This is a genomic window from Chloroflexota bacterium (genome assembly GCA_034717495.1).
GTDB lineage: Bacteria > Chloroflexota > Anaerolineae > JAAEKA01 > JAAEKA01 > JAYELL01.
Genome location: JAYELL010000100.1, coordinates 18,587 through 36,690, shown reverse-complemented (window position 1 = coordinate 36,690; position 18,104 = coordinate 18,587). Strand labels below are relative to the sequence as shown.

16 protein-coding genes are annotated in these 18,104 nt (G+C 56.8%); 7 read left to right on the top strand and 9 right to left on the bottom strand.

All coding sequences use genetic code 11. The annotated features are described in order from the left end of the window. Nucleotides 1-66: 66 nt before the first annotated feature. The 7 genes from U9R25_17705 to U9R25_17675 all read left to right on the top strand — a co-directional run bounded on the left by U9R25_17705 (nt 67) and on the right by U9R25_17675 (nt 6,420). Nucleotides 67-1,179: an alanine--glyoxylate aminotransferase family protein gene (locus U9R25_17705; GenBank protein ID MEA3337734.1), complete on the top strand. Its 1,113-nt coding sequence runs from the start codon at nt 67-69 to the stop codon at nt 1,177-1,179. Between the two features lie 21 nt (nt 1,180-1,200). Beyond that, nucleotides 1,201-2,442, top strand: a complete 1,242-nt coding sequence (locus U9R25_17700; protein ID MEA3337733.1) for a hypothetical protein — start codon at nt 1,201-1,203, stop codon at nt 2,440-2,442. 113 nt (nt 2,443-2,555) lie between these two features. Beyond that, nucleotides 2,556-3,290, top strand: a complete 735-nt coding sequence (locus U9R25_17695; protein MEA3337732.1) for a hypothetical protein — start codon at nt 2,556-2,558, stop codon at nt 3,288-3,290. Between the two features lie 7 nt (nt 3,291-3,297). Further along, entirely contained in the window at nt 3,298-4,137 is an 840-nt protein-coding gene (locus U9R25_17690) for an aminotransferase class IV (protein ID MEA3337731.1), read from the top strand. Nucleotides 4,138-4,273: 136 nt separating this feature from the next. Continuing rightward, nucleotides 4,274-5,416 (top strand): acyl-CoA dehydrogenase family protein, encoded by a 1,143-nt coding sequence (locus U9R25_17685; protein MEA3337730.1) that lies wholly within the window; start codon nt 4,274-4,276, stop codon nt 5,414-5,416. A gap of 137 nt (nt 5,417-5,553) precedes the next feature. Next, complete coding sequence (locus tag U9R25_17680; GenBank protein MEA3337729.1) at nt 5,554-5,967, top strand: hypothetical protein; 414 nt, start codon at nt 5,554-5,556, stop codon at nt 5,965-5,967. Between the two features lie 18 nt (nt 5,968-5,985). Next, nucleotides 5,986-6,420, top strand: a complete 435-nt coding sequence (locus tag U9R25_17675) for a thioredoxin domain-containing protein (GenBank protein MEA3337728.1) — start codon at nt 5,986-5,988, stop codon at nt 6,418-6,420. Nucleotides 6,421-6,667: 247 nt separating this feature from the next. On the opposite strand, the gene U9R25_17670 is transcribed toward U9R25_17675, so the two are convergent. The 9 genes from U9R25_17670 to U9R25_17630 form a co-directional block, all read right to left on the bottom strand. Further along, on the bottom strand, nt 6,668-8,383 hold the full coding sequence (locus tag U9R25_17670; GenBank protein ID MEA3337727.1) for a SpaA isopeptide-forming pilin-related protein: 1,716 nt from the start codon (nt 8,381-8,383) through the stop codon (nt 6,668-6,670). A gap of 252 nt (nt 8,384-8,635) precedes the next feature. Further along, nucleotides 8,636-10,723, bottom strand: coding sequence for a LysM peptidoglycan-binding domain-containing protein (locus U9R25_17665; protein ID MEA3337726.1), 2,088 nt, complete (start codon nt 10,721-10,723; stop codon nt 8,636-8,638). Nucleotides 10,724-11,132: 409 nt separating this feature from the next. Beyond that, nucleotides 11,133-12,902, bottom strand: coding sequence for a formate--tetrahydrofolate ligase (locus U9R25_17660; protein MEA3337725.1), 1,770 nt, complete (start codon nt 12,900-12,902; stop codon nt 11,133-11,135). A 382-nt stretch (nt 12,903-13,284) separates the two neighbouring features. Continuing rightward, nucleotides 13,285-13,608 carry a thioredoxin gene (gene trxA / locus U9R25_17655; protein MEA3337724.1) on the bottom strand — a complete coding sequence of 108 codons (324 nt, stop codon included), beginning with the start codon at nt 13,606-13,608 and terminating at the stop codon, nt 13,285-13,287. A 158-nt stretch (nt 13,609-13,766) separates the two neighbouring features. Continuing rightward, nucleotides 13,767-14,111, bottom strand: coding sequence for a thioredoxin (trxA, locus tag U9R25_17650; GenBank protein ID MEA3337723.1), 345 nt, complete (start codon nt 14,109-14,111; stop codon nt 13,767-13,769). 152 nt (nt 14,112-14,263) lie between these two features. Further along, nucleotides 14,264-15,184 (bottom strand): lipoyl synthase, encoded by a 921-nt coding sequence (gene lipA / locus U9R25_17645; GenBank protein ID MEA3337722.1) that lies wholly within the window; start codon nt 15,182-15,184, stop codon nt 14,264-14,266. Nucleotides 15,185-15,188: 4 nt separating this feature from the next. Beyond that, on the bottom strand, nt 15,189-16,595 hold the full coding sequence (lpdA, locus tag U9R25_17640; GenBank protein ID MEA3337721.1) for a dihydrolipoyl dehydrogenase: 1,407 nt from the start codon (nt 16,593-16,595) through the stop codon (nt 15,189-15,191). Nucleotides 16,596-16,674: 79 nt separating this feature from the next. Then, nucleotides 16,675-17,526: a deoxyribonuclease IV gene (locus U9R25_17635; GenBank protein MEA3337720.1), complete on the bottom strand. Its 852-nt coding sequence runs from the start codon at nt 17,524-17,526 to the stop codon at nt 16,675-16,677. Next, nucleotides 17,523-18,095 (bottom strand): cob(I)yrinic acid a,c-diamide adenosyltransferase, encoded by a 573-nt coding sequence (locus tag U9R25_17630; protein ID MEA3337719.1) that lies wholly within the window; start codon nt 18,093-18,095, stop codon nt 17,523-17,525. Before U9R25_17630 ends, U9R25_17635 begins: the two co-directional genes overlap by 4 nt. Nucleotides 18,096-18,104 lie beyond the last annotated feature (9 nt).

The following is an 18,104-nucleotide window of genomic DNA, read 5'->3' as shown; positions in this document are numbered from 1 at the left end:
GACACTCTGAAACTCTCTGACATTCCGGCACTCTGAATTCCAAATCTCAACCCCCAGGAGCATCCCATGCCTTACACGGACCTGAACATCACCCCTCGAACCCTTCTCGGACCAGGGCCCAGCGATGTCCATCCCCGCGTCCTGAGCGCCCTCTCCTATCCGCTGGTGGGTCATATGGATCCCCAGTTTATCGACCTCATGAACGAAGTGCAGGATCTTCTGCGTTTCGTCTTTGAGACAGAAAACGAGCTTACCATACCAGTTTCCGGCACGGGCAGCGCCGGCATGGAAGCCGCCCTGTGCAATTTCATCGAACCTGGCGATCAGGTACTTATCGGCGTAAACGGCTATTTCGGTGAGCGCCTCTGTGACATGGCGGGCCGGTATGGTGCCGAAATTACCCGGATCGAAAGGCCATGGGGTGAGGTTTTCACTGTCGATGAGATCGATGCAGCCCTGGCGAAAAAGCCGGCCAAGATCGTTGCCCTTGTCCATGGCGAGACTTCCACAGGTGCCCGCCAACCGTTAGGCGACATGGCTGATGTTGTTCATCGCCATGGCGGACTGCTGCTGGTCGATACGGTGGCATCCCTGGCCGGGGTGCCAGTCGGCGTCGACGCAAATGACCTGGACATCGTTTACAGCGGAAGCCAAAAGGCCCTCAGTGCCCCGCCCGGCCTGGCACCGCTTACGATCAGTCCGAGAGCACAGGATGTATTGAACCAGCGGAGCTCCCAGGTTGCCAATTGGTACCTGGATCTGACCATGGTGCGCAAATACTGGGGACCCCAGCGCGCCTACCACCACACTGCCCCGATCAACATGAACTATGCCCTGCGCGAGGCCCTGCGTTTGGTTTATGAGGAGGGACTGGCCGCCCGTTTTTCCCGCCATCAGAGCAACGCCGAGTTGCTTTGGGCCGGGCTGGAGGAAATGGGCATGAGCATGCACGTGCCCAGGGAAAACCGCCTGCACACCCTCACTACCGTGCGCCTGCCCGACGGTATCGATGAGGCCGCCGTGCGCAAATCCCTTTTGAACGACTATGACATCGAGATTGCGGGTGGATTGGGCGCTCTGGCGGGCAAGGTGTGGCGCATCGGCCTGATGGGCTACTCCTCCCAGCATAGGAACGTGACCCTGGTGCTGGCAGCGCTGAAAGAGGTTATAGGTGGATAACCATCCAGATGCCGACAGGTCATGACTTCGCGACTCTCAGTCACGCTTCTTCTTCTCTTCGCGGTTGGCCTCCTGGTCTACGGACTCCTGGCATGGCCAAACCTCGTGAAGCAGACGCCCAACGAGTTCGTTGCCCTGGCCGAGGCTTTTCTGGATGGCCATCTGGATATCATCCCGGAACTCGCGCCCTATCTCGATCTGGCAACGTTTCAAGAACGCTATTATGTCCCCTATCCCCCTGCGCCGGCACTACTTTACCTGCCGGCTGTGGCAGCCTTTGGACGAGGGGTTCACCACGCACCGCTACATCTGTTGTTGTCAGCCACGATTCTTCCCCTTTTTTTCCTCGTCCTCAGGCGCTACGAAACCGATACCGGTTACAGCATACGAGAAAACCTCTGGTTAGTGGCGCTGCTCGCGTTCGGAAGTGTTCTCGCCCCGTTGGCGGTGAAGAGCAATGTTTACTTCACCGGCCAGATCGTCGCCGTCCTGTTCGTCTGTTTCTTCCTGCTGGCTGCCTATCGCGGTCGCTTCCCGTTACTGGCCGGCCTGTTTCTGGGCCTGGGTTTTCTGGCTCGCGGTGCCGTCCTGCTGGCTCTGCCCTTTGCCCTGGTTGAGATTTGGCAGGGCAGGGCGGATTCGGGGGACGACACTGAAGGCGTCGGAAAACCACTGCTGAAATTCGGGCTGGCGCTGGGCATCATTCTGATCCTGTCAGCAGTCTACAACTGGGCCCGCTTTGACCATCCCCTGGAGTTGGGCTACCGGTACCTGGGATGGCAAAACGATTCTGAAGTCATAGCCTGGGGACTGTTCAATTCGATTTACGTGGAACGCAATCTGCACGCCGCGTTTACCAGCTTGCCGGTACTGGTTCCAGAATCGCCTTATATTCTGTTCAACCCGGAAGGGCTCAGTCTGTTGATTACCACGCCGCTACTGGTCATGTTGCCATGGTTGCGGGCCTGGACCCCGGCAGCCAGGACGGCATTGCTGTCCAGTGCTTTGATTTTCCTGCCCGCTCTGTTCTATGCCAACACCGGATTCGCCCAGTACGGCTATCGTTACGCAGCCGATTTTCTGCCTGTTCTGATTCTGGGTATGGCACTGGCTGGCCTGCGTATCACGTCGTGGCGAATCAAGGGGCTCATTGTGATAGGAATCGTCGTCAGCCTCTACGGCGCGCTGCTGGCAGGGTGGCATCCCTTCAGCCTGGAGCAGTTCCAGCTTATCCACGAGAATACCCTGCTGCGCTATCGCTAGTGCAGGCGCGGCAGACTTGACCTGCCAGAACGAACGTGCTATCCTTTTGCGGCCTTGTCGGGGCGAACACAATAACGAAAGCGCCTCGACCATTTACCAATGGAGTTGCACTTGTGAGTAGTGGATTGAACATGATGGCCTGGCGAGAGATTCTGGCTCGCGTAATGGACAGCTTCGATCATCAGGATAATATTAGCCCCGATTGGCTGATCAACCCGGCGACAGGTCGGCGTCTCAAGCTTGATCAACTCTACGACGAAGTGGGGCTCGCCATTCGTTTCGTAGGATTGACTGCCAGGGGCCAACCGAGGCAGAGCGACTGGGAACTGACGGACGACGAGCAGCGCAACCAGATTCGCGCCGAATTGTGCCGTCAGAACGATGTGGAACTCTTTCTACTTGATCCCAACACGCCCTATCCTCGCGATCAACTGCGAAAACTGCGCTCAGCGTTAAGTCGTATCTCTCGCTTGCTTGCCCAGGGCAATCGCCCCGACGAAGACAAGCTCACCTACATGCCAATGTTGGCCGAATCCCGTGCACGTCTGGACGAAGTGGTCAGCCGCGTACGGCAGCCGGAGGATCTGGCCATCTATGCGGAGCTATGGCGGGATCGAGAAACAGAATCGATCGCCGCGACCAGAACCCCGGTGGCCAAGGGAAACGCAGGTGCTGTCGCGCCAGTTGACTTTAAGCCCGGCATGCCGATTATCCACGGCAAGTTCGGTGCAGGTACTGTGGAAAGGGTCGATGGCATCGACGATCCCCAGATCACGATTCGCTTCGAGGATGGCGCTGAGCGACGATTCCTGGCCAGCCTCGTGGCAGATAAACTTCAATCTCAATAGGACACCCATGGACGCATTACCAGGTTCCCGCGTCATCGTCAACGGTGCAATGCAGCCCGCCGACCAGGCCGGTTTCCCTGTTTTTCACCAGTCATTGGTGGACTCCTTCGGCATCTATGAGACGATCAAGTTTGAAAAGGGACGATTCTTTCACCTCAGCTGGCACATGGAGCGGTTGGGCCAGTCCGCCGAGATCCTGGGTCTGGACCTGCCAGCACCCGTGGAGGAGATCGCTGAATGGAGTCGCCGGCTGGCCGCAACCTGGCATGGCACCGACGGCATGCTGCGCATCGTTGCCTACGGCAGTGACGGCGTCAACCCCGCGGTATGCGGTCTCTATTACAAGCCACCAATCATCCATCCCGAACGATTCTACAAGGCAGGGGCCTGGGCCATATCCAGTGAAGGCGAGCGCACCTGGCCGTTGGCCAAATCCACCAACTGCCTGGCGCAAACCATGGCCCGTCGCAAGGCCGGCTCGTTGGGGGCTCAGGAGGGATTGATCGTCGATCGCCACGGCAACATCACGGAGGGCAGCACCAGCAACATTCTGGCCGTGAGGGATGGCGTGTTGCTTCGCCCGCTGGAAGGTACCGCCCTGGCGGGAGTCACCGAAGGGATTGTTTTGCAGTTGGCACAGGACCTGGCGATTCCCGTGCAGCACACCACCCTGCCACTCAATGAGGTACCCACCTGGGACGAGGCCTTCATCACCAGCACCAACCGCCGTGCCCTTCCCCTTCGCCAGATCGACGACGTCCTGCTCCCCACCTGTCCAGGCCCCGTAACTGGTCAACTAATGGCTGGCTACCTCGATTATGAAGCCCAGCACGGCTGGGAGAGATAAATCCCTGGCACAGCAATCCACAATTGACAATCAGCCTGCCTCTTGTACCCGGCCCACTTTCGTGTTAGAATAATTCCGCGATGACACATCGCGTCATACAGGCAACCCCTTCGGTTCTCCACAGGAGGCATCAGCGATGATAGACTTCACGTTCGACGACGAACAACGGATGCTCCGCGATCTGGCCCACCAGTTTGCGCAAAAGGAAATCTTGCCCCAGGCCGAACACTATGACACGACCCACGAGTTTCCCTGGCCGATTGTCAGGAAGGGCTGGGAATTGGGCCTGATGAACGTTAACATCCCGGAAGAATACGGCGGTCCAGGGTTGGATGTACTGGGCGAGTGCATTGTCAACGAGGAACTGGCCTGGGGGTGCTCCGGAATCCAGACAGCCATGATGCTCAACAGCCTGGCGGCCTGGCCAATCATTCTGGCAGGCAATGAAGTCCAGAAAGAGAAATATCTGGGTGAGTGGCTCATGGACAATGGCAAGCTGGCGGCCTATGGCCTGACTGAGCCAGATGCCGGGTCCGATGTGGCCGGGATCAAAACCACGGCAATCAAACAAAAGGGCGGCTACATTCTCAATGGCAGCAAAACCTGGATTACCAATGCCCCCGTGGCTGATTTTTACGTGATCTTCGCCAAGACCGATCCGGAGGCCCGCCATCGAGGCATGTCCGCCTTCATCGTCGAAAAGGAATGGCCTGGTGTGAGCGCCGGTAAACCGATGCCCAAGCTGGGACAACATGCTGCCTGCACCGGTGAGATCTTTCTGGAAGATGTGGAGGTTCCGGCCGAAAACAGATTGGGCCAGGAGGGTCAGGGGTTCCTGATCACCATGAATGTTTTCGACCGCAGCCGGCCCGGCGTCTCGGCTGCGGCTGTTGGGGTAGCGCGTCGGGCCATGGAAGAGGCGGTACGCTATGCCGGTGAACGGCAGGCCTTTGGCAAGCCTATCGCCTATCAGCAAGCCATAGGCTTCATGCTGGCCGACATGGCCATTAACATCGAGGCCGCCCGTCTACTGGTCCACAAGTCGGCCTGGTTGGTGGATCATGACATGAACAACGTCAAGGTGGCGGCCTGTGCCAAGGCCTTCGCCGCCGACATGTGTATGAAGACAACCACCGATGCGGTGCAGGTTTTCGGTGGCTACGGCTACAGCGCCGAGTATCCAGTCGAAAAACTGATGCGGGACGCCAAGATTTACCAGATCTATGAGGGCACCTCCCAGATTCAGCGAGTGATCATCGCCCGGGAGCTCTATCGATAGAAAAACCCGGTTGCTGACGGAGATCGTATAAGCGCGCAAGGCAAGACCGTGATCCCGCTTTTGAAAGCGAGCTTACTTAGGGTGGAGGGGTGACCTGTTACAATGGTGATCGTTACGAATTCCCAGGAGGGTACCTCATGAAACCAAAACGCCTGCGCCCCAATGTTATGGTCAGCATTGGCTTGCTTCTTTCTCTGGCGCTGCTGCTGGCAGCGTGCGGTGGTAGTGCCGAGCCAACGCCCGCGGCTGAACATGTAGCGACAGCCACCGACGCGCCCACTGCGGCACTTGCCACCGATACGCCTGCGATTGTCCCGCCAACTGATACCCCTGTCCCGGCCGATTCACCCGAAACCGAGGCCGATGAAGGGCCAGCGGACACGCCAGTGCCACCAATCGAATCACCCACCGCGGTGCCTGCCACCGATACTCCCGTGCCCGCGGAAGAACCGGCCGTTACCAGCATCTTCGGACAGACCGGGGAAGGACAGTACTTCAGGGGCAATCCTGATGCAGCAGTCACTGTCATTGATTACTCGGATTTTCTCTGAGGCGCCTGCCGTGGATACGTGTTATCCACTGAACATGATATCGTCGCCGACTATGCTGACACAGGCAAAATCCGTTACGTCTACTCTCCCATACTGGATCATGGTCCGACTGCAAAGACCTACCAGGCCGCCGAGTGCGCCGGTGACCAGGACCCAGTGGCCTTCTGGGCGATTCATGATCTCTTTTACTCTGATCAGAATCAGTTGTGGAGCGCCGACATGGATACTTATGCCGATTTCGCTGCAAGATCAGGGGTGCCTGATCTTGCCCAGTTCCGCCAATGCCTTGAAACCGGTCAGTTCGCCGAAAAAACCATCGCTCTTGATCGTGTGCGTCGCGGTGAGGGCATCCGCCTGCGCCCTACCTTCTCCATCAACGGCCTGATAATACCGGGAGCACAAAGCTACGCGCAGTTGGCAGCCTTGATTGACGAGGCCCTGGCAGCCCGGTAACGGCGAAAACAGACCGAGATCATGATCCTGACACAACTGGGGGATGGACGTGGGTAACGAGTCTGGCATAAAGTAAGGAGCGGAATCGAGCTTGCTCGATTCCGCTCCGCCACGGGATCACCAGGATGCGCGTTCTACGCCGTGGCTGGCTGCCAACTCGGGAGGATCATGTCCTGGGAGGTGGCAGTATTGCGCCGGTTTGTTAGCTCAGTCACCAGGAACAAGCCGTCAACCGGCAGTTCCTTGGTTACCGGACACAGACCGTGCTGCCAGCACGGATCAGGTTCATGTTGCTGATGCCATTGACCTGAGCGATGGCAAGTACAGTTGTGCCATGGCTGGCGGCAATGCCAGACAGCGTGTCACCAGGTCGGACCAGGTAGGTCTCCTGGCAGTTGCTTACAGCTACTGCAGAGGCAGTGGAAGCTGCAACACCGGTACCGGGCAGCGGAGGATCCTGGATATTGGTGAAGTTCACCGTAGCACCCTTGTAGTCAGGTGGCACAGGATAGGGGAAGGTCACATCGACACACTTGGGCGTGATGTGGATCCAGTTATCCCGGCTTTCCTCACAAACGGTGACTGTGGCGCCAGGGAATGCAATCCCCGCGTTCCGCAGCGTTTCCGCGGAGAACTCGTATTCACCCAGAGCATTGGTCGTGGTTTCCACGGTGCGCTCAGGATCGGAACCCTTCAGGGTTGCCGTGATCTTCCAGCCGGAGAGACCGACGATCTGCCCCTTGAACGGGGGCACCCACGCCTTGTACAACTTCCGGCCACGGATGCTCAGATCACCGGTGGTCTCTACGTTTTCGAAGGTGACAGATTCGGTGTCACATCCAGACAATACGACAGTCTGGGGGTTGTCGGACATGGGCTTCCAACCAGGCTGGACATATTCCTTGACCTGGTAGACACCTGGGTACAGTCCGGAGAAGGTGACCTTCCCGGAGGCATCGGTGTAACCGCTGATTGGATGCATGTTGCCATCGTAGCGGCTCAGGACGATTTTCCAGCCGGCCAGCGGCCCCAGGGGGATCAGTCGACCACTGGCATCGCGACCCCAGCCAATCTTCTCAACCTCGATTTCGCCCTTGCAGGCAGGTTGGCGGTTTTTGAAGATGATGGGGGCTTGGGCGCCAGGAGGTGCGTATTGATCCAGGTGCAGGTAGACCGATGGAGGCGTTATGGGCGTCCAGCCGGGTTTCACCTTTTCCTTCACAAGCCATTTTCCGGGGGTTATCGTGAAGGTAACACGACCACTTTCGTCGGTCGTCCCGGCCTGCTTGTGAACAAAGGGGTCACCCTGGGGCAGGAACGTGATGTCCCAGCCGGCTCCAGGCTGCACGGTGCCATCCATCAACTCTTCCCACTTGAGAACAGTTACGTCAAACAGACGGCGGATCTTGAAGACGATGCGGTGGCATTTCTGCTTACCATTGACCTCGCCCAGATCCTGCAGCACGGTCCAACCGGTCCAGGCAGTCCCATTGCGGGGCGCCTGAGGTACGATACCGTCCCAGTCCTGAGGGAGGTTGAAGCCGAAGTGGTAAGTGTAACCAGCCGGCATATCTTCGAACTTGAAGTAGCCATTGCTGTCTACTTCGGCCCAGGCCATGTAGGAACCAGAGCGGTCGCCTTCGGCCGGTACCATGAGGGAGTCCAGGCTTTCAACTTGCTCGGCCATGGCGGGCAGGTCAGGCAGATTAGCTTCATTGACACTGGTGCCAGGGGGCACATACATTCCAAAAGCGTAGACCTTCAGGGGCGGATCGAACTTGGTCCCATCCACCGGTTGTTCACGGTGATTGATAATGTAGCCGTCGACACAGGTCGTGTTTTCCGGCTGATCGGTGCCATTAGTGGGGGCACTCGCCGCGGTTGTGCTGGTCAGAGCGAGCAGCATAACCATGGCTATCATGAGCGACACCACGAGAACTCGCTTGCTGTAATTGCTAAACATCGTTAGCTCCTTGTCAAGTTTGCCGTTGACCCGAGGGCCAATCGCAGGATTTCGTTCGAATTGGTGGGCTCTGTTCCGACATTCCGCTTGACGGTCTCTGTCCGAATAGACACCCATTGGGTCGGGATCGTCATTCCCGGGTGCGACAATCCCGGTTGGTACAACCGTGGGGACTTCCTGGTGCAGCCCCACTGGCTGTCTGCAAAAGTTGGAAAGTAAGGCATGTTAGCCTCGTTCAAGTGGCAGGGTGTCCTACCTCACGGATACCTCGAGAACCATCCCGGCATAGATCCAGTTGGGATTCTCGATGTCGTTCAGTGCAACCAGGGCTTCAACAGTTGTGCCGTTGTTCTGGGCAATCCTGCTGAGTGTATCACCCCGCCTTATTTGGTAGGTTTCAGTTACACCGATTCTCTCAACCTCTTCCTGAGCTGGCGGTACTGCCGCGGGCGCCGCCGCTGGGGGCGATTCCGTTGGCCCGGGTGCCTCTTCGGTCGCGAACGGTGATGCTTCCGCTTCCTGGATAACCTCGATCTCTGTTGACGGGACCTGCTCAGTCTGTGTGACTGGTGCAGGGAGCGGTTGGGGCGCTTCCGCGGTTGGAGGCTCGTAGGGTTCCGGCACCGGCTGTGTGGGTATGCACAGTTCCTGACCCACATAGATGTAATTCGGATTGCTCAGGCCATTCTTCACCATGATTTCGGCCACGGTTGTGCCGAACTGCTGAGCCAAGCCTGAGAGGGTGTCTCCTGGCTGGACCCAATATTGCACGTTACCTGGATCGGAGCAGCTTGCTATTGGCGGCTTGGGCTTGCTTGGCGGTACCGGGTTCACCGGTGGTTTGGGGTATGGTGGGTAAACCACAGGTGGCATCGGCTTCGGCGGATGGACTGGGTACATAGGATAGGCCTTGCGACAGATCCTGATCGCTACGTTATCCAGATTTGCATCCAACTCCCGCTCCAGCGTTGCCCACTTCTTCAATGCAAACAGCCAGATCGTCGTCGTCTCACTCGGTGCCGCGAACCGCGTGGTGTAGGACTGCATCTCTCCCGGCTCCGTCCGCAGGTAGATGTTGTCCAACGGCACCCGTTCCCGGAAGGTCATGTTGGCAGGATCCGTCCACCCATTGGCTGAGTAGCCCCATTCCACCATGTAGCGGTAGAAATCCTCGTCCGAATGATCGTTCCGTTCCCGCATCATCGCATCCACCGAGAACTCGTACGTCGCTCCTGGCTTCAGCCACAACCATTGGTAGATCCCTGACATCCGGTCGGGATCGGTCTGATCTCCCACGTCCAGCGTATTGATCTCGATCAACTGGCCGTGCTTTCCTTCCGACACCACTGGCGGCCACTGTTCATCATAGTAACCGTAGTTGGCTCGCCCACCGTTGTTGAAGCCCATCCAGTAGTTGGCCACGCCGTTGGCCTGGAAGCCATACTCAAACCCACCGTTCATCAGCAGGTTGGGGCCATCACACACGATGGTTGGCTCTGGCCGCGGCTTGGGCGGGTGAACTCCCCAACCTGGATGCACCGGCGGTTTCACGGGCGGATGCCAGACTGGGGGCTTGGCAACCGGCGGATGAGCGATCGGTGGTTCAACTACGGGTGGATGCCAGACTGGCGGCTTGGCCACAGGTGGATGCACTGGTTTGGGTTTGTAGTTCTCAACCCTTACCGGGCCAAAGAGACTAATGGCGTCCAGGTTGACGTCGGTTTCCTCGTACCAGGTGCCCCACTTGCGCTGCACCCGCACGAATACGGTCAGCCTCTTGGTTATCGGTGTTACCGTCGTGTTGTAGCTGCTGAATTCACCCGGGCTCAAGCGATCGTAGTAGCTGTCCCAGGGCAACTCACGCCAGTCGGTGACCGCTTGCCAGTCGGTGCCTCCATAGTAGTCAAACCCTACGTACACCCGGTAGCGCCAGGGGTCCCCGCCGTTATCCTCGGCACGGATCATGCCCTTGAGCGACAGTTCGTACTGGGTTCCTGGCCATACGCCAGCCGTTTGGTAGATTCCGGCGTTGCGGTCATTGTCGCCACCCATCTCCTTCGTGTTGATCTCGATGAGCTGCGAGTGTTCGCCGGCATAGACCACGGGATCCCACATATCATCGTAGAACCCGTAGGCTGCCGTGCCTCCATTCTGGAAGCACCCCCAGCCAGCGCCCACCATGCCTCCACACGCCTGGTTCGCCTCGAAACCGTGTTCGAAGCCACCATTATATAGGGCGTCTCCCACGGCTGCCATGGGACCCGAGCCCACAGGCACAGCGCTCAAGAGAATGACGAGCACGATGGCAAGGGGTGCAATGCGTCTTCGTCGGTTTGCCATTTGCGTCTCCTTTTTCAACGATACCCGGTAAGGCACCTCGTCAAGTCTCGGCGCCTATCTGCCTGGCACACAGGCAAAATTGTTGTGTGCGACCATATCCTAGCACGCCGGGGGCCCGAAAATCAAGGCTTTTTTGGCATCCTGAACCTTAAATGCGCCCCATTTTTCGTATAGCATCCGGGTAATAACAGGTAAACTAAATCGAGTTTTTCCCGAATCGCTCGGAAAATGTAAAGCCAGGCCCCACTTACCCCGCACACGACCGGTCATGAACGCTTTCCTGATCGATCTGCTCCCAGCAGGCTCGAAATCTGCAGAAAAAAGAAAACCACCTCTAAGCGAGGTGGTTTTCAGCCAGTATTGGGGCAGAATCGCCCCGCACTCGGCGCTGGTTTTGGCGATTTAACCGCTAGAAGAGCCCTACCACCCGGCCTTCCTCATCCAAATCTACCTTCATGTAGACCGGTTTTGAAGGCAAGCCAGGCATGGTGCGCATCTCACCGCATAGCGGGTAGATGAAGCCTGCGCCCACGCTGGCTCGTACCTCGCGAATGGGCAGCGTGAAACCGGTGGGGACCCCTTTGAGCTTGGGGTCATGGCTGATGCTCAAATGAGTTTTTGCCATGCACATGGGCAGATTGCCAAACCCGGCCTTTTCATAGGCGCGAATCTGTCTGTTGGCTTCAGGCGTATATTCGACACCGTCGGCGCCATAGACCTGGGCCGCAATCGTTTCGATCTTCTCCTTGATCGATAGATCCAGCGGGTAGAGGAACTTGAAGTCCTTTGGCTGCTCACAGGCATCGATGACGGCCTCAGCCAATTCGATGGATCCATAGCCGCCCTTGGCCCAGTGATTGGTTGGTACCGCGGCATAGGCGCCTGTTTCCGCCGACAGTTGCTGTACCAGTTCGATCTCTGCCGGGGTATCATACTGGAACTGATTGATCGCTACCACGACAGGTACACCGAAGAGCCGCGCGATCTCGATATTTTTGGCCAGATTGGCGAAGCCTGCTTCGAGCAGGGACAGGTTTTCCTCGGTGTAAGCCTTGTCCAGGTCGCGCCCGGCAACCACTTTGGGGCCACCGCCATGCATCTTGAGCGCACGGATCGTTGCCACAAGAACCACGGTATCGGGAGTCAGGCCCGAGTAGCGGCACTTGATGTTCATGAACTTCTCCATGCCAATGTCGGCGCCAAAGCCCGACTCGGTGACCACATAGTCGCCCAGCCTCAAAGCAATCTGATCGGACACGATGCTGCTGTTGCCATGGGCAATATTGGCAAAAGGTCCGGCATGGACAAATGCAGGGGTTCCCTCCAGGGTTTGCATCAGATTGGGCATGATGGCGTCCTTCATCAGGACCGTCATAGCGCCCGCCACACCCAAGTCTTCGGCTGTCACAGGCTCCCTGGCATAGCTTTGCCCAATGACGATGCGAGAAAACCGTTCCCGCATGTCCTCAAGACTGGTGGTCAGGGCCAGGATCGCCATCACCTCGCTGGCAACGGAGATGTCAAATCCGGTTTCTCGAGGAATGCCATCGGCCTTTCCGCCCAGGCCCACGATGATATTGCGCAACGCCCGGTCGTTGACGTCCATAACACGGTTCCAGGTTATGCTATACGGGTCGATGTTAAGGGGATCCAACCCTGTAACCTTCTTGAACCGGTCGCCATAGTTGCGTTCATGCATGATGCGTGCATCGATTGCGGCTGCCAGCAGGTTGTTGGCAGCGCTTACCGCATGGATGTCACCGGTTAAGTGGAGGTTGAAGTCCTCCATGGGCACTGCCTGGCTGTAGCCACCACCGGCCGCGCCACCCTTGATTCCAAAGGTCGGTCCCTGGGAAGGTTGCCGAATGCAGGTAATGACATCTTTCCCCAGATAGGCGCCCATCGCCTGACTCAGGCCAACAGTGGTGGTGGTCTTGCCCTCTCCCAGCGGTGTGGGCGTAATGGCGGTTACATCGATATACTTGCCCAGGGGTCGATCCTTGAACTTGTCCAGAACATCCAGATGGACCTTGGCCTTGTATTTGCCATACAGGTCCAGATCATCTTCAGTGAGTCCAACCTGAGTTGCTATCTCCAGGATGGGCTTCATCTCGGCAGCTTGAGCGATATCGATGTCGCTCGGAACCGGATCCAGGTAGGTGAATTTCTCTTTCGGCATAGTGGGACTCTCCTTTGAAGCCACGAGTGCCCGAGGACACAGTGTTGCCGACTCCGCTGCGGACGATGCGGTTGCCGGCTACATTAGCCACCGGAAACAAATACGACTATCTTTGACCATTGTATCGATCTTCCAACCCATTGTACATGATTCAGCTCATATTTCACAAGTTTTTTCGACGATTTCCCCAAACTCTATGTTTGCACTCTCTCTGTACGGTCCAAAATCACTGCTCAGGACAGATCTGCGGTTTCGATTTGATCTGCATCACCCGGCGTTTATCAGTGGTCCATTGAAGATGAGCGAGGATAGTGTGGGAATCGAAAAGAGTGCGCCTGACCTAGACGCACTCTTCAATATTGGGGGCACTACTTTGCCTGAATCAGTCCAGCAGGTTTTCCAGCTTGCCAGCCAGTTGTGCATAACCGGCAACGCCCACTTGCCGATCTACTTCTTTGCCATCCTTGAAGTATATCAAGGTTGGAATTCCCATAATACCGAGCTTGGGCGGGGTACCTGGGTTTTCGTCAACATTCATCTTGGCAATGATCGCCTTGCCCTCATATTCACTTGCCATTTCTTCCACCGACGGTGTAATCATGTGGCAAGGACCACACCATTCCGCCCAAAGATCGACCACAGCCGGCACATCGGCCTGCAGAATGATCTCATCGAAATCTGCATCCGTTACGTGGATTGGCTTCACCTGGGTGTTTGTGCTGGTGCCGCTGTCGTCCCCAGCCTCAGCAACTGCAATTTCGCTCTCGGTTTCGCCAAATATGCGCTTCAATAGATTCGTCATGCTAATCTCCTATCCTCGATTATTGTTTTTATCTGTTTCCGTGAATTGGATGCAAGAAATCATCAAAAGGTTTCAGATGTTCGGGCCAGTGCGTTCTCCAACCGCCCTTTGAGATGGAGATAGGGCATCGCACCGACAATTCTGTCAACCGGTTCACCCTGGTAAAACAGAATCATGTTAGGAATCCCGCGTACTCCGTAGATCTCGGCATAGCGAGAATCCTCATCGGTGTTGACCTTGGCAATCACCACTTGATTCTCATAATCAACGGCCAGCTGTTCCAACGCCGGCGCGATCATGTGACATGGGCCACACCAGGGCGCCCAGAAATCAACCAATACCAGCGTCTCTGCGCCCAGAACGTCCGCTTCGAAAGTATCGTCGGTCACCACGATCGGTTTTGTCATCGCGCAGCACTCTCCAAATCATCAACCCTACATTGGGGCCAGGTGGCTGAAGTATCCACAGGAACCCCTTGCCATGCCGTGCTGATTGCCTCTGCCATCCACAGTCGCGCCATACGTGGCACTTCTTACCCCATGCCTTGACAAGGGAGGAATCAACTGACGGGTTGAACGGCCAGTTGATCCACCTGCCCGTCCGCGTGATAGGATGACCGAACGAGTGGTCCTGATTCCACCCACTTGAATCCACGCGCCATGCCTTCATCACGGAGTTGTTCGAACTCTTCGGGCGAAGCGTAACGCTCAATTGGCAAATGCCACTTGCTGGGCTGAAGATACTGCCCGATGGTCATGATATCCACATCGGCAGCCCTCAGATCATCCATGACCTGTAAAACTTCCTCCCTGGTTTCCCCCAGGCCCAGCATGATACCGGTTTTTGTTATGCCATCAGAAACCATCTGGCGGGCCTGGCACAACAGTTCCAATGATTGCGTATACCTGGCCTGGGGACGCACCCGCCGATACAGGGGAGGCACGGTCTCGACATTGTGGTTTAAGATCTCCGGTCGTTCATCCATGACCAATTGAAGTGCCTCCCAGTTACCCTGAAAATCGGGAATCAGCACCTCGACTGTGCAGCCGGGTTGCATCTTTCTTATCTGACGAAGGGTTTCGGCGAAGACGTGTGCGCCCCCATCCGGGAGTTCATCTCGATTAACACTGGTCAACACGGCATGCCGGAGACCCATCATCTGCACCGTTTCGGCTACACGCCAGGGTTCGCCTTCATCAAGGGAAGCTGGCCGACCTGTCTTGATCTTACAGAAGCCACAGGAGCGTGTGCATGTTTCGCCCATCAGAAGGAAGGTTGCCGTGCCCCGTTCCCAACACTCTCCGATGTTGGGGCACATGGCTTCCTCGCAGACAGTATGCAGACTGTGGCCCCGCATCATCTGTTTGATTCGCCGGTAGCCGTCGCTATCGGCCATACGCACACGCAACCAGGGAGGACGGCGACCGCGCGTCAACTGTCCTGTCTGCGATTTGCCCGAGTCAATTGGTGATATAGTCATAATTCTACGAATGAATAGGCGCGCCCTCGACAGCGTGGGCTGCTTCCATGATAGCTTCAGAGAGGGTGGGGTGTGCATGCACACTGCGGGCTATTTCATGAGCCGTCAACTCTGACGTTCGGGCCAAAACCAGCTCCGGCAGCAATTCTGTCACTTCGGGCCCAATCATATGAGCGCCCAGGATCTCACCATAACGTTTGTCGGAGATGATCTTGATCCAACCTGCGCGTTCATTCAGGCCGAGCGCCTTACCGTTGGCCTGGAATGGGAAACGCCCCACACTGATTTCGTGGCCACGCTGCTGCGCCTGCTTCTCAGTCAAGCCCATGGACGCCACCTGTGGCTGGCAATAGGTGCAACGCGGCATGAAAAGGTAGTCGTCGTCACTGAATCCCTGCGTTTCCTCGCCGGCAATGGTTTCGGCGGCCACCATTCCCATCGCACTGGCCACGTGGGCCAGCATCAGCTTTCCAGTGACATCGCCGATGGCATATATGTTGGGCACACTGGTCTGCATAGTCTCATTGATCGTGATAAAGCCACCTTTTGCGGTGTGGACTCCAGCAACGTCAAGCCCCAAATCATCGGTATTTGGCTGCACACCCACAGCCACCAGCGCTTTTTCGGCCTCAAAGGTCAGTGTTTCGCCACTATCCAACTGTTTGGCGTGTACTGTGACCCCAGCCTCATTGTTTTCGATTCGCTCTACCCGAGTCGCGGTACGCACATCAATCCCCAACTTCTTATAGGCCTTCTCCAGTTCTTCGCTTAGCTCTTCGTCCTCGAGTGGCAGTATATGGGGAAGCATTTCGATCAGGGTGACCTTGGCGCCATAGGCGTTGTGCATGTAGGCAAACTCGACACCAATGGCACCGGTGCCGATAACCACAAAACTTTCCGGGGATTGGTCCAGCACGATGGCCTCACGATACCCCATGACCCGTTCGCCGTCGACTTCCATGCCGGGAAAGGTCCGGTTGCGGGCACCTGTGGCTATGATGATGTTTTTGGCATTGATGACCTGATTATCCGGTTGGATTTCGACGGCCGTCGCAGAGATCAGCCTGGCCGAGCCTTCAAAGAGATCGATCTCATTCTTGCGCATCAGGAAGCCCACGCCCTTGACCAACCGCTTGGACACCTGCCGGCTTCGCTTGAAGGCCTTTTGGAAGTCAGCACTGAAGTTGTCGAAACTGAATCCCAGGTCTCGACTCTGGTGCTGAAAGACGTTCACCAATTCTGCATTGCGCAGCAAGGCCTTACTGGGAATGCAACCCCAGTTCAGACACACGCCGCCAAGCGATTCTCTTTCGACCAGCGCGGTCTTCATACCCAGTTGAGCAGAGCGGATGGCAGCTACGTAGCCGCCTGGTCCACCACCAATGATCAAAACATCGTATTGTTCGCTCATAAACACCCATCTCCTTTGTGAAAGTGCTTTGGCCACGTTGTACAGAGTGCGCCGGTCAAGAGTTATCAATCTCCACGAGTCAGGTCAACAACTCTCGTAGTTGGGCCAGATTCTCCACATCCTCGTGCATATCCTTGCTCTTGGGAGTCTCCAGAATCATCGGCACCTGGGAAAAGCGAGGGTCATTGAGAATATGGGCAAACCCGCTGAGGCCGATGAAGCCCTGACCGATATGCTCGTGGCGGTCCCGGCGGCTGGCGAATTCCCTCTTGCTGTCGTTGAAATGGAAGCATTTTATCTGCTCCAGGCCGATAACCTGGTCGAACTCATCCATCATTGCCCCATAATCCTCTATCGAGCGGAAGTCATAACCCGCGGCAAAGGCGTGACAGGTATCGAAGCAGACACCAACTCTCGCTGGCTCCGCCACTTGACCACGCATGGCGGCCAAATGCTCGAATCGATAGCCCAGGGTCGTTCCTTGCCCGGCGGTGATCTCCAATAGCGTGAGAGTCTTGTAGCCAGGCGTTTCCTCGTGACAGCGGTCCAGGCCAGCAACCACCCGAGCGATACCAGCCTGCTCGCCCTCTTTCATGTGGGCACCCGGATGAAGCACAACACCCAGTAATCCCAATGCCTCAGCACGACGTAACTCATCCACGAACGCTTCGATTGACTTCTCCCACAATTCATCGTCGGGCGATCCAAGATTGATCAAATAGGAAGCGTGAGCCACCACTGGCATCAGGCCGCTGTCAGCAGCAGCCTGATGCCAGCGTTCAATCTCGGCCGGGTCCAGTGCTTTGCTTACCCAGCGATTCTGATTGCGGGTGAATATCTGGAAGGTATCGCAGCCGATGGATTCGGCTCTGGGAAATGCCTTGCTTACGCCACCAGCAGCCGAAACATGGGCGCCCAATTTGGGACTCATCTGTCTTCCTCCGGTTTCGCCAGGGTAAACTGGGTCACCCCGGCAGCTATATCTTCAAATCGAGCCACCACAAACAGGAGTGATGACAATCTGTTGAGGTACTGCAGAACAGCCGGGTTACAGAGCAGCGCCTGGTGGTAGAGCTTTGCCACCAGGCGTTCAGCCCGTCGAGTCACCGTTCGGGCTACATCGAGCATAGCCCCTGCATAGCTATCACCGGGCACGACAAATGCCGGTGGAAGCTCAACCTCTTTGCCAAGCTCTTCGATCATGCTTTCCAGCCAGTTGACCCGGGACTGCTCAAGCCTGCATCCAGCTTTCGCCGCTGCCTCCGGCGTCATTGCCAGATCGGCCATGGCGTCGTAGAGATCCCGTTGAACTGTAACAATAATATCAACGTCAAGCTGGCTGTTTGCGGCAGCCCGCGCCACGCCAAGCACAGCGGATACCTCGTCCAGCGTGCCGCAGGCCTCAGGCTGAAGATCATATTTGGCAACGCGCTCGTGGCCGAGAATGCCTGTATAGCCCTCATCACCGGAGCGGGTAAAGAAGGGGTTATCGGACGCCATAGCCTTCTC

Coding starts and splice junctions, on each gene's coding strand:
- U9R25_17690 (MEA3337731.1), top strand. CDS start 3,298: ATGGACGCATTACCAGGTTCCCGCGTCATCGTCAACGGTGCAATGCAG.
- U9R25_17660 (MEA3337725.1), bottom strand. CDS start 12,902: ATGCCGAAAGAGAAATTCACCTACCTGGATCCGGTTCCGAGCGACATC.
- lipA (MEA3337722.1), bottom strand. CDS start 15,184: ATGACTATATCACCAATTGACTCGGGCAAATCGCAGACAGGACAGTTG.
- U9R25_17705 (MEA3337734.1), top strand. CDS start 67: ATGCCTTACACGGACCTGAACATCACCCCTCGAACCCTTCTCGGACCA.
- U9R25_17635 (MEA3337720.1), bottom strand. CDS start 17,526: ATGAGTCCCAAATTGGGCGCCCATGTTTCGGCTGCTGGTGGCGTAAGC.
- lpdA (MEA3337721.1), bottom strand. CDS start 16,595: ATGAGCGAACAATACGATGTTTTGATCATTGGTGGTGGACCAGGCGGC.
- U9R25_17680 (MEA3337729.1), top strand. CDS start 5,554: ATGAAACCAAAACGCCTGCGCCCCAATGTTATGGTCAGCATTGGCTTG.
- U9R25_17630 (MEA3337719.1), bottom strand. CDS start 18,095: ATGGCGTCCGATAACCCCTTCTTTACCCGCTCCGGTGATGAGGGCTAT.
- U9R25_17665 (MEA3337726.1), bottom strand. CDS start 10,723: ATGGCAAACCGACGAAGACGCATTGCACCCCTTGCCATCGTGCTCGTC.
- trxA (MEA3337723.1), bottom strand. CDS start 14,111: ATGACAAAACCGATCGTGGTGACCGACGATACTTTCGAAGCGGACGTT.
- U9R25_17670 (MEA3337727.1), bottom strand. CDS start 8,383: ATGTTTAGCAATTACAGCAAGCGAGTTCTCGTGGTGTCGCTCATGATA.
- U9R25_17700 (MEA3337733.1), top strand. CDS start 1,201: ATGACTTCGCGACTCTCAGTCACGCTTCTTCTTCTCTTCGCGGTTGGC.
- U9R25_17685 (MEA3337730.1), top strand. CDS start 4,274: ATGATAGACTTCACGTTCGACGACGAACAACGGATGCTCCGCGATCTG.